Below are 14,706 nucleotides of genomic sequence, written 5' to 3' on the forward strand. Positions count from 1 at the left end.
TCAACGACAGTGATGTCGTTTTCCTCGCGGGCGAGGTGTTCAGCCAGTGTGCCGCCGACCTGGCCGGCGCCGAGAATGATGATTTTCATTGCTGAGCATCGGTTCCATTAAAAGCGCCGAAGTCTTAACCAGGCGGTTGCCCTCTTAAGACGCGAACCTGACGTTCAAAAGGCTATTTTGTCGGTCAAGACGTCTATAGTACTTTGCGGTCTATAGTACTTTGCGCTAGTGCGCTGCAATAAAGACGGCGGCCAGTGTAAACCAGCCACCGCCGAAAAGCAGGTCTAGCGCTTCTCTAGTCTGGCATAAAAAAAGCCGTCTTGGCTGCTCTCGGCTGGAAACAGCTGGCGACCCGCGCCGCTGGGGATGCCCCAGGCGAGATCGTTAGGCGTGGTCACATGGGCATTCGGTGTGCGGGCGAGAAACGCCTCAAGCTGTTCAATGTTCTCGTCGGGCAGTACCGAGCAGGTAGCGTAAAGCAGCGTGCCGCCCTCGCGCAGCATCGGCCAGAGATTATCCAGCAGCTGCCGCTGTAGCTTGGTCAGTGTGCGGATATCGTCCTTACGGCGCAGCTTTTTGATATCGGGATGACGTCGAATTACCCCGGTGCCAGAGCAGGGAGCGTCAAGCAGAATGGCGTCAAACGGAGTGCCGTCCCACCAATCGCGCTCGGTGGCATCGGCGTGCAGAAGGGTCGCTTCTACGCCTAGTCGGTTGAGGGTGTCGTCCACCCGCGCCAAGCGTTGGTTATCGCTGTCGACCGCCGTTAGCGCAATATCAAACTGCTCAAGCAGGTGGGCGGTTTTGCCCCCTGGGGCGCAGCAAGCATCAAGCACGCGGGCGCCGGGGCGAGGCGCGAGCACCGGGCCCAACAGCGCCGCTGTTAGCTGGGCGGCCTCGTCCTGAACGCTCACGTGGCCCTCTTCAAAGCCAGGCAGCGCGGTGATATCACAGGGCGTTTCCAGGGTAATGCCATCCGGGGCGTGGGTGCATAAGCGCCCGTTCAACCCCTGTTTGGTGAGCAGTGCTAAGTAGGCCTCGCGGTCGTTATAGCGCTGGTTAACCCTCAACGTCATCGGGCCGGGCTGGTTGTTAGCGGCAATAATATCGCGCCACTGTTCCGGCCAGGCGTGACGCAACGCGTTGAGCAACCAGGGTGGGTGCTCAAGGGCCACGTTTTCATCCTGGTCTACCTGGGCCTGGAGCGCCTCGGATTCGCGCTGCAGCCGCCGCAGACAGCCATTGAGTACGCGAGTGGCCCATTCCTTGTTCAGCAAGCGCGCAGCGCCAGCGGTTTCGCCAACCGCAGCATGGGCAGGGATGCGCATATACAGCAGCTGGTAAATGCCCAGCAGCAGCAGCGCTTGCACATCGCTGTCGCGCTTTTTAAACGGCTGCTTAAGCAGCACGCCCGCTAACGCTTCTAAGCGCGGTAAGCGGCGGCAGGTGCCGAAGCAGAGTTCTTTGAGCAGCCCGCGGTCGCGGGCCACCACGCTGTGTTCATCCAACCCTGCCAGCGAGCCTTGGTCACTCAGTACCGGGGCCAGCGCGCGGGCGGCCGCCGCTCGTACTTCCTGGCCGCTGCCGCCGCTTTGAGGGGAGCGCTTCTGGCTCATGGTGTTTCTCCTTCGCTGGCTTGTGCCGCTGGTTTACTAAGACGAGTGCCAAGACAAGTGCCGGTGGACAGGCGCGCATGGTGTGCATTCAGTAAGTCGCGTACGGCCATGGCTTTGCCGCCGGGCAGTTGCGCGCTAGTGACACACAGCACCTCGCGGCCTTCGGTGCCGCAAGCAATGCGTAGATGGTCGTCGCCGTGTTCAAGCAGGGTGCCGGGCGCGCAGGGTGGCTGCTCGCCTTCTTCTACGTGCGCCATTAGCAAACGTAGGCGCTCCTCACCTAGTGCGCACCAGGCCACCGGCCAGGGGTTAAAGGCGCGAATCTTGCTGGCTAACTGCTGAGCGGGTTGGCCAAAGTCGAGCTCAGCTTCCGCTTTACTCAGCTTGGCGGCGTAGGTCACGCCTTGTTCGGGCTGAGGCGTGGCATGCGCGGTGCCGGTGGCCAGAGCGTCCAGCGTATTGGTCAGCGCATTGGCGCCTTGAATAGCGAGGCGGTCATGCAAATCGCCGCCGGTGGTGTAGGCTGTAATGGGTGTGCGCACTTCAGTCAGCATAGCGCCGGTATCCAACCCTGCGTCCATCTGCATAATGGTCACCCCCGAAACGCTGTCGCCTGCTTCGATCGCCCGCTGAATGGGAGCAGCGCCGCGCCACCGAGGCAGCAGCGAGGCGTGAACGTTAATGCAGCCAAGCCGTGGTATGTCCAGCACCGCCTGGGGGAGCAGCAACCCATAGGCAACGACGACCATTATGTCGGCATTGAGCGCAGCAAGTTCGGCTTGCGCAGCGGGCTCTTTTAATGTCTGGGGCTGATAGACAGGCAGGCTGTGCTCCAGAGCCAACTGCTTGACTGGGCTGGGGGTTAGCTTGCGCCCACGCCCGGCAGGCCGGTCGGGTTGGGTATATACCGCGACCACCTCGTGCTGGCTTTCCAGCAAGGCGGCCAGGCTTGAAGCGGCGAATTCAGGCGTGCCGGCAAAAACAACGCGCAATCGTGACATATTGGAAGGCTACCTAGCGTGCATGGAAAGCGTGTAGTGAATGACGGTTAGGCGTCCTGGCCTTGTTTCTGGCGCTTCTGCATTTTTTTGCGGATGCGGTCACGCTTAAGCGGTGACAGATAGTCCACAAAGAGTACGCCTTCAAGGTGGTCGTACTCATGCTGAATGCAGTGCGCCAGCAGGCCTTCCGCTTCTAACTCGTAAGCCTCGCCATTGCGATCCAGCGCGTTGAGCTGCACTTTAAGATAGCGCGGCACGTCGGCGTAATATTCGGGAATCGATAGGCAGCCTTCTGACAGCGGCTCTTTTTGGTCTCCAAGCGGCGTATAGCGTGGGTTGATCAGCACTAACGGCTGCGAATTATCGTCGCTGACATCCATGACGACAACCCGGCGGTGGACATCGATCTGGGTCGCGGCTAGACCGATACCACGGGCGTCATACATGGTCTCCAGCATATCGTCGACGAGCTTGCGTACCTCATCGTCAACGCTTTCCACCGCAGCCGCCTTAGTGCGTAGGCGCTCATCGGGGAACTCAAGAATAGGAAGTTTGGCCATGGCGTTACAATCACCGTTATGCTGAGTCTAAATTAAGTCAAACTAGGCAGTGGCGAGTATCTTCTAGCCTAGGTACTTTATGATGGGTCACTATATCATGCTGTCAACGTTTCTGGGCATGCGAGGCCCGATCCACACAGCGCTTCATCAACAAAATACGCATGCTGATTTAGCGGGCTTATTGATTGCAATTAGGGGGAGCCGTATGGCGGCAAAACAACACGCCTATCGCCGTTTATGTGGCGCACTGCTAATGACGACAGCCGTGCTGCTGAGCCCATGCGCGGCGGCATTGGAAAGCGACCAGAAGGTGGTCAAGCTATCGCCGCAGGTACGTACGATGCCACACCGCGAAGCGATCAAAGCCATCCCAATGGAGAGCGTAAAAGCGTTTTTGCGCGAACACCGCGTCGTGGATAACGCTGAAGCGTTGCAGGCCTTGGCCTACGTGGTGGGGGGCGATGATCGACGCCTGATTAGCGGCGCGGGCGATACGCTCTATGTGCGCGGCGAGGTGCCGCGACAAGGTCAGGTGGGCATCTATCGCCCCTCGGAGGATTATCAAGCGCTGGATGGTACGCCACTGGGCACCGAGTTGATCAGCGTGGGGGTCGCCCGTCAGATCAGTAGTGAGGGAGACATTGCCCGGATTCAGGTGCTGAGTGCGCATCAGGAAGTGCGCGTTAACGATATTGTTCTGCCGTTAGAGGAGCGTGAGCTGAGTCGTGAGTTTACTCCCCGCGCACCGCTCAATGACGTCGACGGGCATATCATTGCCGTTCCCGGCGGGGTGCGCTTTATTGGTCGCCTGCAGGTGGTAACGCTAGACATTGGCACTCAGGATGGCCTGCAGGCAGGGCACGTTCTGCGCGTCAATCAACAGGGTGAATTAATCAACGATCCACGTACCGATGAGCTGATTCGGCTACCCAGCACCGAGGCGGGCAGTGTGATGGTATTCAAACCCTATGATCACGTCAGCTACGCCTTAGTGATGCAGGCATCCCAGGTGCTGGAAGAGGGTGATCAAGTAGCTTCATCGAGTAATTAGCGGACGATAAAAAACGTATTTATGAGGAGATGGTATGGATGCCCAGGCGTGGCTGGTGGTCAATGCGTTACCGGGTATGGGCGCGCTGCGTATTGCGCAATTATTAGCCCGCCAGCCGCAGTGGCCGGAAGGCTGGCTGACAGCGCTACCTAGTCGTGCCGCCAGCGAGCTGCGCCTGTGGCTTGAACACCCCACCCGCAGCCCGTTGCAAAAAGTGATTGATGAGACCCTGGCGTGGCAGCAAAGCGGCCCAAGTCGGCACGTTCTGCATCGCGATCATCCCGCTTGGCCCACACTGCTAAATGAAATTCCCGACCCGCCTGTTGTGCTCTGGGCGCAGGGTGACCTTGGCGCGCTAGAGGGCCCCAAACTTGCCATGGTCGGCACGCGTCGCCCCACCGGCGAAGGCACCCATAACGCCCAAACCTTCGCGCGTGACTTGGCTCACCGCGGCTGGTGCGTGGTCAGCGGTATGGCCTTGGGCGTTGATGGTGTTGCTCAGCGGGCGGCCCTGAATGCCGGTGGGCGCACTATCGCCGTACTCGGCTGCGGCGTGGATGTGATCTATCCCGCCTCGAATCGTGATCTTCACGAGCAGCTAAGCCGCCTACCCGGTGGTCTGCTGCTGTCGGAGCACCCACCGGGTACGGTGGCCCGCCCGGCATTTTTCCCGCGCCGCAATCGAATCATTACCGGTCTTTCACTCGGCAGCTTGGTGGTCGAGGCCACTGAAAAAAGTGGCTCGCTGGTCAGTGCACGGCTCACCCTAGAGCAAAATCGCGAGCTATTTGTGCTGCCCGGTTCGCTGCACAACGTGCAGGCACAAGGCTGTTTGTCACTGCTGCGCCAAGGGGCCGCCCATTTGGCCTGCAGCGTTGACGATATCATTGCCGATCTTGGCCACTGGGCCGGTGAGTTTATGTCACCTGGGGATGTTGCGCAGAGCGTGGTTCTGGAAGGCGATACCTCAACGTTTGTAGCCCCAAGGAAGGAGGCCGAGCCGCTGCCCGACTCATTATTAACCTCTTTATCGGCCACGCCAACGCCCCTTGACTCGCTGGTGCATTCCACCGGCGTTTCTGTGAGTGATTGCCAGCAGCGCCTATTAATGCTCGAGCTCGATGGCTGGGTTAGCCAGCAGGCGGGAGGCTGGGTGCGGCTGCCGCGGCCATGATAAGATAAAATTCGTTAGACATGATGAGCATTAGCCCAGACGGTGAGGAGAAACCATGAGTTCGGCTGCCGATCTAGCCCCCGCGCTTAGCGCCTTGCGCGCTGGCGAGGTGATTGCCTGCCCCACCGAAGCGGTGTGGGGGCTTAGCTGCGACCCTGATAACGATGAGGCGTTGGCGCATCTAATGCGCATGAAACAGCGCGACCCTGCCAAAGGGGTCATCCTCGTTGCCGCCAGTATTGAGCAGTTTCAGCCTTGGCTAGCGCAGCTGCCGTTGGCACTGCATGCCCCCTTAGCGGCGAGCTGGCCAGGACCTAATACGTGGCTAGTGCCCGACAACGGTCGCAGCCATGGGCTGGTGCGTGGTGCCCACGAGCGCGTAGCGCTGCGGGTGACCGACCACCCCGTCATGCAGGCCCTTTGCGAAGCATTTGGCGGCCCCTTGGTATCCACCTCGGCCAATCGTACCGGCGAGCCACCGGCGATGAGTGCTACAGAGGTCACTGCCATCTTTGGCGATGAAGTGGCCCATGTAGTGGAAGGCGCGTTGGGCGGCAATGCCAATCCCAGCACCATTAGGGATTTAGTGACCGGCAAACTGCTACGCGCTTAATAAACTATTATATGACCTGGGTTCATAGAATAACCGCAGCCCTTCAATTTGCCATTCGCCGCTTGCGACGCCCTTTTTACGATCGACTTTTTATTTGCTAATCACTACTTATCTTCCATTTACCAGGAGTTACCGTGGCCCACGAGCACCTTGATGACGTTAAACGCTACCTTCTCGATCTGCAGGAACGGCTATGCGCGGGGTTGGCAAGCGCCGACGAGTCTGCCCAGTTCCAAGAGGATAGCTGGGAGCGTGAAGAGGGCGGTGGTGGTCGTTCGCGGGTGATCACCAACGGCGGTGTGTTTGAAAAAGGCGGCGTTAACTTTTCCCATGTCTATGGCACCCAGCTGCCGCCTTCGGCCACCGCCGCGCGCCCTGAACTTACAGGGCGTAGCTTTCACGCGGTGGGCGTTTCCTGGGTACTGCATCCGGAAAACCCTCATGTGCCGACCAGTCATGGCAACGTGCGCTTCTTCATTGCGGAAAAAGTCGGCGAGCCGCCGGTGTGGTGGTTTGGTGGGGGCTTTGACTTAACGCCGTTTTATCCCGTCATGGAAGACGTCGTGCACTGGCACCGCGTCGCCAAAGCAGCCTGCGCCCCCTTTGGCGACGACGTTTACGCCCGCTATAAAGCCTGGTGCGACGAATACTTCTACCTCAAGCACCGCGATGAAACCCGCGGCGTGGGCGGGCTATTTTTCGATGACCTAAACGAAGGTGAATTTGCCGACTGTTTTGCCCTGCAGCGTGCGGTGGGCGATAGTTTTCTAGAGGCTTACTTGCCCATTGTTGAGCGCCGTAAAAATGACGCCTGGGGCGAGCGCGAGCGCGATTTTCAGCTTTACCGCCGTGGCCGCTACGTGGAGTTCAACTTGGTCTGGGACCGCGGCACGCTATTTGGCTTGCAAAGCGGCGGGCGCACGGAGTCAATTCTGATGTCGATGCCGCCGCTCGCCCGCTGGGAGTACGCCTTTGAGCCGCAACCCGGCAGCGCTGAAGCGCGGTTACAGGACTTTTTATATCCTCGCGACTGGCTCGGCGAATTCGCTGAAGATGGCGTTCAAAGAACGACAGGAGAGGTATCATGACCGATCGCTACTGCGTGTTTGGCAACCCTGTTAAGCACTCGAAGTCACCGCAAATCCACGCTGAGTTTGCCCATCAAACCCAGCAAGCGCTTGAGTACACCGCTGAAGAAGCACCGCTGGATGGCTTTGCTGGTGCTTGGCGGGCGTTTATCGACGCAGGCGGGCGAGGCGCCAATGTTACCGTGCCGTTCAAGAGCGATGCCTTTGCAATCTGCGATACTCTAAGCCATCGCGCCCAACGGGCAGGGGCGGTCAATACGCTGATTTTAGGCGGCAATGGTCGTACCTACGGCGATACTACCGACGGCATTGGCTTAGTGCGTGATTTGGCCTATCACCGCGTGGCGTTAGCGGGAAGGCGCATTTTGGTGGTAGGCGCTGGCGGCGCCGTGCGCGGCATTCTGGCGCCTCTGCTTGCCGAACAGCCCAGTGAACTCGTGGTGGTCAACCGCACCGCCAGCAAAGCCGAGCAGTTAGCCAGCGATTTTGCTGACCTAGGGCCTGTCACTGGCGGCGGTTTTGATACGCTTGGCGGCACGTTTGATGTGGTGATTAACGGCACCAGCGCGAGCCTCGCAGGCGACTTACCGCCGCTGCCTGATGCCTTGTTTAATGCTAACGCCTGGGCCTACGACATGATGTACGGGGCCGAGCCGACGGTGTTTTTACAGTGGGCCGGGCCGCGTGGCGCGAAGCTACTCGACGGTTTGGGTATGCTGGTCGAGCAGGCCGCCGAGTCGTTCTTTTTGTGGCGCAATGTGCGCCCTGAAACGGCACCCGTGCGAGAAATGCTGCGCCAGTCGCTTAACTATACGTAACCGCGTGATGGCAAAACGCTTTACTTAGTGCGCTTAACGTACAAACCCACCATGCACATCACCAGCCCTACCACTGAGAGCAGCATGCCGCCATTGACGAGCAGCGGCGAGCGTTCCAGCCAGGAGACGAAGGGTTGCGAATTATCTCGGCAGACACTGTCGATATAGTCCCAATGGCCGCCATCAAGCTGGCACGCGCGCACATCGTTGAGCTCCCAGAAATACACGCCCATCAGCACAAACAGCGGCAGTACCAACAGCAATAATCCCAATCTAATCATCTAAACCTCAAGCGTTTAATCATTCAAATCTCAAAGCGACCTTTAGGGCCGCTGGCAGTTGGGCGTCCGGCCACTGCTACGGGCTTGCTCGTAGCGTGCTAGGGCTTGATCCATATTGCCCTGCAGACCTTCAATGCGCTGACCTTGGCCTGGGTGAGTTGACATCCAAGCGGGGGGTGCGCCGCCGCCACCTGTCGCTGCTTGCATGTTTTCCCAAAGGGTAACGCTCTCGCGTGGGTCGAAGCCCGCTTGTGCCATCAGGTCTAAGCCAATCACATCAGCCTCGCTTTCATGGGCACGGGAGAAAGGCAGTACGATGCCGTATTGCGCACCCATGCCCAGCACGCCCATTAGCTGCTGACCACCGGCAGACTGCATGCCGGAAGTGCTAGAAATAACCGATAGACCCAACGAGGTGGCGCTCTGGGTAGAGGCGCGCTCGTTGGCGTGGTTAGCCAGCACGTGGCCAATTTCGTGGCCGACGACAGACGCCAGCTGGTCTTGATTGGTGGCGATATCCAGCATGCCTGTATTCACGCCCATATAGCCGCCGGGAAGCGCAAAGGCGTTGGGCTGCTCGGATTCAAACACGCGGATTTGCCAATCTAACTGCCGCTGCTCTGCGGGAAGTTCCGCCACAATGGCATCGGCAATACACTGTACATAGCGATGACTGGCCTGACCGGCCGTGGGCAATTCCTGCTGATACTGAGTGAACGCCTGACGGCCCATCTCATTTAATTCGCTATCAGAGAGCAATAGCAGCTGTGAACGTCCGGTGGGCGAAGTAGAACAGGCCGCTAGAGAGATACATAGCGTAGTGACAGCAAAAGGGCGAAGCCAGCGCATGAGACGGTTTCCTTATAGACGAATAGATTTCTTGGACACAAGATAACCGCTGATAGCAGTAAATCAATCCCCCATCATAACCCACCTTGAAGGTGAGCATGGATGCTGAATTGATCACTCCCTCTGAACCAGGGCTAGGCCGCAAACGGTTGGCTGCAAGCTTCTAGATACAAACCCTCAGCGCTGGGGTACTAACTGCCCATCGGCACCTACGTTTAAACGAATGGTGGGCATCAATAAACCTGCAGGAAGCCGCATGCCTAAGCCGCGCAGATCCCCTGGCGTGATGGCCAGTTGACTGCCGGATGGTAGCTCGCCTTGGGACGCCAACTGGCTGGCAAGCTCCAGCATGGGGGCCATGCGTTGGGTGTCGGTGGCGAGCACATCAAAGGCAACCGGCAGGCGTAAGTTTGCATCGTCGCCGGAAGTGAGCGTGACGTCCTGTTCATAGTTACCCTGCACCGGGTTAACGCCAGGCATGTCGAGCATCCAGCGAAAGCCCGACATTTCCACCGGGGGCATGCCTGCGGGTAAGCCCAGCCCCATAGCAATGGTGGCCTGAACAGGCAGGCTACCCGCGCCAAGGCTGGAAGCAATCAGGCTGGTTAGATCACTTGTGTCTAGCCCCGCATTAATGCTGTAAGGGCCAATGCGAACATCCTCGACCCCCAGAGAGGTCACCGCCAAACGAAACGCAAACAAACCGGTTTGGGGCAGGGCGAGACAGCCCGTGAGTAGGCTGGCAAAGCCAAGCAGGTTTAGCCATCGCCAATAGCGAGCAATATGAAGCATAAGACTCCCCTTAAGTAGGGCGTAAGTAGTGGGGTAACAATGCTAAGAGTGAGGTGTTGATGCGAACTTACTAGGTTTGGGCTAATAAGCGCGGCTATTTGAGGGCTGAAGCTATTTGCTGTCAAGAGAATTTGTGCGCGCAGGCACTTATTTAAGGCTAGAACCAAAACGCCCGCTTGGCATGCAAACGGGCGGATTCAAAAGGCAGCTACTAAAATGATTAGCGACGGCTTTTGCGCGCCTCTTTGGTGCGGTTAAGCTCGCGCTTTTTAGCTTTCTCTTTGTCGCTGGCGCCCGCCATGTCATCGAACGGGTTACTGCCCGAGCGGAACTCAAAGCGAATCGGCGTGCCGCGCACCTTGAGCACCTTGCGGAAAGTGTTGGTGAGGTAGCGGCGGTAGGCTTCGGGTAGCGACTCGGTTTGATTGCCGTGAACGACGATAATCGGCGGGTTGCTGCCACCCTGGTGAGCCATCCGCAGTTTAATGCGACGACCGTGCACCATCGGCGGTGGGTTTTGGCTTACCGCGTCCTGGAGCAGGGTGGTAAGGCGGTTGGTCGACCAGTGGGCGTTAGCGGCATCAAAGGCGCGGTCAATCGAGGGGTAGAGATCCCCCACCGCCGTGCCGTGCAGGGCAGAGATAAAGTGCAGCTCGGCGTAATCTGCAAAGCCCAGGCGGCGCTTGACCTCAGTGCGCATTTTATCCTTGGCTTCGGTCTCAAGGCCATCCCACTTGTTGACTGCCAGCACCAGTGCGCGACCGGTGGTCAACACATAGTCCAGCAGGTGCAAATCCTGCTCCACCAGGCCGCTGGAACCATCCAGTACCATAATCACCACATGCGATTCTTTAATCGCATCGAGGGTTTTGATGATAGAGAATTTTTCGGTGACTTCCCGGATATTCTTGCGCCGCCGAATGCCCGCGGTATCAATCAGCACATAGGGCTTGCCGCGACGTTCAAAGGGGATCTCGATGGCATCGCGGGTGGTGCCCGCTTCATCAAAGACCACCACGCGTTCTTCACCGAGGAGGCGATTAACGAGGGTCGATTTGCCCACGTTAGGACGCCCAATCACGCTGATGCGAACGCCTTTGCTGCCGGTGTCCGCAGGAATGCTGGCATCGCGCTCGGGAAACGGTTCGAGTACCACGTCGATCAGGGTCGACACATTGCGCCCGTGGGCGGCGGCAATCGGCCAGGGATCGCCTAGACCCAGCGACCAGAAATCACCCATCGCCGAGTGCTCTTCGAGCCCGTCGGTTTTATTCACCACCAGCCAGGTTTTTTTCTGGTTTACCCGCAGGTGGTTGGCAATCGCCTGGTCAGCGGCGATAAGGCCAGCGCGGGCGTCGACCATAAACAGCACAATATCGGCTTCATCAATGGCGGCGAGTGATTGCTCCGCCATGACGGCGTCGATGCCGTCTTCGTCACCGCTAATGCCGCCGGTATCAATGACCGTATAGACTTTATCGCCCAGCATGCCGTTGCCGTACTTGCGGTCGCGGGTGAGGCCGGGAAAATCAGCCACCAGGGCATCACGCGAGCGCGTTAGGCGGTTAAACAACGTCGATTTGCCCACATTGGGGCGACCGACTAAAGCAATGACGGGTGTCATGGGGTTACTTCCAGGGTTTCCAGGCGACCGTTGTTGGCCTGGACATGAATGGTGCTGCCTTCAGTGACCGGGCGTACGCTGATGCCCGAGCTGTGCACGCGAGTACGGCCTACGATATCGCCTTCGCGAGCGTCAATCAGGTGAAGATAACCTTCAAAATCGCCCACTACCAAGCGTCCATCGGCAAAGGCGGGGGCGGTCAACCAACGATCTTCCAGATCGTCGTTGCGCCAAATTTCGCTGCCGCTGTTGGCGTCAAGAGCGACAACCTGGCTGTCATCGGTGACCACAAACAGGAAGTCACCGACTAGAACCGGCGTATGACGGCTGGAGAGATCCGCTTCCCAGAGTACATCGCCTTGGGTCGCTTCCAGGGCGACGACTCGGCCGTTGTAGCTGGTCACAAACAAGCGCCCATCGGGGCTAATGACCGGTTGGCCGGAAAGATCAACCAAGCGCTCCACTTCGCTACGGCCACGCGGCGTGGCAATTTGCATCTCCCAGAGCGACTGACCGCTGCGGTTATCCAGCGTCGCTAAGCGGCCATTGGCTAGGCCAACAAAGCTGACCGGATCAATCACCATCGGCGTGCCGGTGCCGCGCAGAGTGAGGGAAGGCTGCGAACTGGTGTATACCCAGCGCTCTTCGCCGCTGGCACGATCCAAGGCCGTAACGTTACCATCGACACTTTGTACAACCAGCAGTTGTTGGTTAGCCTGAGGCGCGGCTAATACCTGACTAGTAACCCGAGTGCGCCAGTTTTCACTGCCATCGCGTTGATCCAGGGAGATGACTTCGCCGTTGCCGGTGGCCAAATAGAGCTGCCCGGCAATGGCCGTTAACGCGCTGGAAATAGTGGTGTCGAGGTTGATTTTCCACTCGACGTCGCCGCTATTGGCGCCCATCGCCATCACAATGCCTTCAGCGTCTGCGGCAAACACGGTGTTGCCTTCACGGGCGGGGGCAATCGGGTAACGCGCGTGACCAAAACCGTCGCCTACCTGGCGATCCCACTGAGTGTCCAGGGAGGAGGTTGCGTCGAAATTACGCAGCTCTTTGGGGTTGTAAGCAGACTCGCTGCTGCTGGCGCAGCCGACCAGCAGCGCCAGAGACAGCGACGCCAAACCCAGGCGCGTCAGCTGCTTTGTTAAAATACGGGTGTTCATTGTGTTGCCTCCTCAGCGCCGAGATCGTCAAGCTTTAACTGCACGCCATAGAGCGGCTGATTTTGGTTTTGAGACACGTCAATAGCGGTTTCCCACGCGTCGCGGGCCCCGCCAGTGTCGCCCTGGGCGATGAGCGCATCGCCACGCACGTTGGCCTGTTGAGCGGCTAACGCGTCGCTAATTGGCTCGTCTAACAGCGCAAGTGCCTGCTCCGGGTTGCCATCGGCAAGTTCCACGCGCGCCAAGCGCAGCCATGCAAGGCTTTGCACATAGCGGCGCGAAGAGTCGTTGGCAAGGTTTTCCAGCGCACTTCTGGCGCTTTCCAAATCACCTTGCTGAACCGCTAGGCGCGCGTCCAGCAGCAGGGCGAGCTCGGCATACAGCGTATCGCCATGCTCGGCGGTAATTTCGCTAACCATTTCCCGCGCGCTTGCCAACTGTTCTTCTTCAAGCTCGTTGCCGGCCGTCATGTTGACCAGTTGCTGGTAGCGCATGGACGCTGCTTCGGCCTGACCTTGCTGGTAGTTTTGCCAAGCATTCCAGCCAAACACCCCCGCCGCCGCAAGAACGGCGCCGGTCACCAATGAAACGCCGTTTTCTTTCCACCAGCGTTTGACTGCGTCTAGCTGCTCTTCGTCGCTTCTCAGCTCCGCCACGTGCGGTCTCCTATTCTAATCGGTGTGCTCCAAGGTCGTTAGCCTGTGTGAGCGTTAAGCGTTAGTGGCGAATGCCTTGCGTAGGGTATCGCCTAGCGCTGCTAGGGGAACACGCTGCTGTTCGCGGTCATCGCGCAGAAACTTGAGAGTTGCCGCCTGTTCGGCGATTTCATCTTCGCCAAGCAGTATCGCCATCGGTGCATTACTTTTGTCGGCTTTCTTGATACGGCTTTTGAAACTGCCGCCGCCGCAGTGAAGCTGAAGGCGCAGGGCCGGCAGTTCGCTGCGTAGCTGTTCGGCCAGGCTGATCGCCGCGATGGTGGCGTTATCGTCCATGGGTAGCAGGTAAACATCGCAGCCGCCGAGGGCGTCATCGGGGATCAGGTCGAGGGTCTCAAGCAATAAAATCAGCCGTTCAATGCCCATCGCAAAACCTACAGCGGGGGTCGGCTTGCCACCCAGCTGTTCAACCAGACCGTCGTAACGCCCGCCTGCACACACGGTGCCTTGGCTGCCCAGTGCCGTGGTGGTCCACTCGAACACGGTGCGGCTATAGTAGTCGAGCCCGCGCACCAGACGCGGGTTGATTACATACTCAATACCCGCCGCTTCAAGCATTTTAGTTAGCTGCTCAAAGTGTTCGCGGGACTCGGCATCCAGGTGATCCATTAGCTGCGGCGCGGCGTCGAGCATCTCAGCCATGGCCGGATTTTTAGAATCCAGAATACGCAGTGGGTTGCTGGTTAAGCGGCGCTTGGAGTCTTCATCGAGCAAGTCATGGTGCTGCTCAAAATAGGCCACCAGGGTGTCGCGGTAGGCGGCACGCGCCGCTGATGAACCCAGCGAGTTTAGCTCCAGGGTAACGTGTTCCATCAGCCCCAGCTCTTGCCATAATCGCGCCGACAGCAGAATCACCTCGGCATCAATATCCGGGCCTTCAAAGCCAAAGGTTTCGACGCCAATCTGGTGAAACTGGCGGTAGCGGCCCTTTTGAGGCCGCTCGTAGCGAAACATCGGGCCTTGGTACCACAGCCGCTGGGTCTGGTTATGCAGCAGACCGTGTTCCATGGCCGCCCGCACACAGCTGGCAGTCCCTTCCGGGCGTAGTGTTAGGCTTTCATCGTTGCGATCATCAAAGGTGTACATCTCTTTTTCGACGATATCGGTGACTTCACCGATGGAGCGCGCAAACAGTGCGGTTTGCTCAACAATGGGTGTGCGAATTTCATTAAAACCGTAACGCAGCATTAACTGGCGTACTTTGGCTTCAAAAAATTGCCAGCGCGGGCTATCGCTGGGTAATAGATCGTTCATGCCACGAATGGCTTGTATTTTTTTTACAGCGGACTTGCTCAATGAAAACTCCTTATTCTGCCATCTGACGTTTCTCGTTCAGGCTGGCAGCTATCCCCGGCGT

The 14,706-nt window shown here is 58.5% G+C and carries 15 protein-coding genes; 5 read left to right on the forward strand and 10 right to left on the reverse strand.

Going from position 1 to position 14,706, the window contains the following annotated elements; all coding sequences use genetic code 11:
* Nucleotides 1-284: 284 nt before the first annotated feature.
* The 3 genes from rsmB to def are packed head-to-tail and all read right to left on the reverse strand — an operon-like array spanning nt 285 to nt 3,177.
* Entirely contained in the window at nt 285-1,616 is a 1,332-nt protein-coding gene (gene rsmB / locus RZA33_RS17945) for a 16S rRNA (cytosine(967)-C(5))-methyltransferase RsmB (RefSeq protein WP_317509079.1), read from the reverse strand.
* Nucleotides 1,613-2,617 carry a methionyl-tRNA formyltransferase gene (gene fmt / locus RZA33_RS17950; protein ID WP_317509080.1) on the reverse strand — a complete coding sequence of 335 codons (1,005 nt, stop codon included), beginning with the start codon at nt 2,615-2,617 and terminating at the stop codon, nt 1,613-1,615. Before fmt ends, rsmB begins: the two co-directional genes overlap by 4 nt.
* Before the next feature lie 47 nt (nt 2,618-2,664).
* Nucleotides 2,665-3,177, reverse strand: a complete 513-nt coding sequence (def, locus tag RZA33_RS17955) for a peptide deformylase (RefSeq protein WP_317509081.1) — start codon at nt 3,175-3,177, stop codon at nt 2,665-2,667.
* A 253-nt stretch (nt 3,178-3,430) separates the two neighbouring features.
* Here def and RZA33_RS17960 point away from each other — a divergent pair, with 253 nt between their 5' ends.
* From RZA33_RS17960 to aroE, 5 genes are all read left to right on the forward strand, one after another.
* Nucleotides 3,431-4,228 (forward strand): peptidoglycan-binding protein, encoded by a 798-nt coding sequence (locus tag RZA33_RS17960; RefSeq protein ID WP_416337884.1) that lies wholly within the window; start codon nt 3,431-3,433, stop codon nt 4,226-4,228.
* 34 nt (nt 4,229-4,262) lie between these two features.
* On the forward strand, nt 4,263-5,402 hold the full coding sequence (dprA, locus tag RZA33_RS17965) for a DNA-processing protein DprA (protein WP_317509083.1): 1,140 nt from the start codon (nt 4,263-4,265) through the stop codon (nt 5,400-5,402).
* Between the two features lie 55 nt (nt 5,403-5,457).
* Nucleotides 5,458-6,015: an L-threonylcarbamoyladenylate synthase gene (locus RZA33_RS17970; RefSeq protein ID WP_317509084.1), complete on the forward strand. Its 558-nt coding sequence runs from the start codon at nt 5,458-5,460 to the stop codon at nt 6,013-6,015.
* 134 nt (nt 6,016-6,149) lie between these two features.
* Nucleotides 6,150-7,103 (forward strand): oxygen-dependent coproporphyrinogen oxidase, encoded by a 954-nt coding sequence (gene hemF, locus RZA33_RS17975; RefSeq protein ID WP_317509085.1) that lies wholly within the window; start codon nt 6,150-6,152, stop codon nt 7,101-7,103.
* Nucleotides 7,100-7,921 carry a shikimate dehydrogenase gene (gene aroE, locus RZA33_RS17980; RefSeq protein WP_317509086.1) on the forward strand — a complete coding sequence of 274 codons (822 nt, stop codon included), beginning with the start codon at nt 7,100-7,102 and terminating at the stop codon, nt 7,919-7,921. The genes hemF and aroE overlap by 4 nt, the downstream gene beginning before the upstream one ends.
* Nucleotides 7,922-7,941: 20 nt before the next feature.
* Here the strand turns inward: aroE and RZA33_RS17985 are convergent, their stop codons facing one another.
* The 7 genes from RZA33_RS17985 to hisS form a co-directional block, all read right to left on the reverse strand.
* Nucleotides 7,942-8,202: a hypothetical protein gene (locus RZA33_RS17985; protein WP_317509087.1), complete on the reverse strand. Its 261-nt coding sequence runs from the start codon at nt 8,200-8,202 to the stop codon at nt 7,942-7,944.
* A gap of 42 nt (nt 8,203-8,244) precedes the next feature.
* On the reverse strand, nt 8,245-9,051 hold the full coding sequence (locus RZA33_RS17990; protein ID WP_317509088.1) for a M48 family metallopeptidase: 807 nt from the start codon (nt 9,049-9,051) through the stop codon (nt 8,245-8,247).
* A 177-nt stretch (nt 9,052-9,228) separates the two neighbouring features.
* Complete coding sequence (locus RZA33_RS17995) at nt 9,229-9,843, reverse strand: hypothetical protein (protein WP_317509089.1); 615 nt, start codon at nt 9,841-9,843, stop codon at nt 9,229-9,231.
* Nucleotides 9,844-10,063: 220 nt separating this feature from the next.
* Nucleotides 10,064-11,467, reverse strand: a complete 1,404-nt coding sequence (gene der, locus RZA33_RS18000) for a ribosome biogenesis GTPase Der (protein WP_317509091.1) — start codon at nt 11,465-11,467, stop codon at nt 10,064-10,066.
* A complete protein-coding gene (gene bamB, locus RZA33_RS18005; protein ID WP_317509092.1) occupies nt 11,464-12,633 on the reverse strand; it encodes an outer membrane protein assembly factor BamB in 1,170 nt (389 codons plus the stop codon). The genes der and bamB overlap by 4 nt, the downstream gene beginning before the upstream one ends.
* Nucleotides 12,630-13,289: a YfgM family protein gene (locus RZA33_RS18010; protein WP_317509093.1), complete on the reverse strand. Its 660-nt coding sequence runs from the start codon at nt 13,287-13,289 to the stop codon at nt 12,630-12,632. The genes bamB and RZA33_RS18010 overlap by 4 nt, the downstream gene beginning before the upstream one ends.
* A gap of 54 nt (nt 13,290-13,343) precedes the next feature.
* Nucleotides 13,344-14,645, reverse strand: a complete 1,302-nt coding sequence (hisS, locus tag RZA33_RS18015) for a histidine--tRNA ligase (RefSeq protein WP_317509094.1) — start codon at nt 14,643-14,645, stop codon at nt 13,344-13,346.
* Nucleotides 14,646-14,706 lie beyond the last annotated feature (61 nt).

The sequence above is a fragment of the Halovibrio sp. HP20-59 genome, from assembly GCF_033052795.2.
Classification (GTDB): Bacteria; Pseudomonadota; Gammaproteobacteria; order Pseudomonadales; family Halomonadaceae; genus Vreelandella.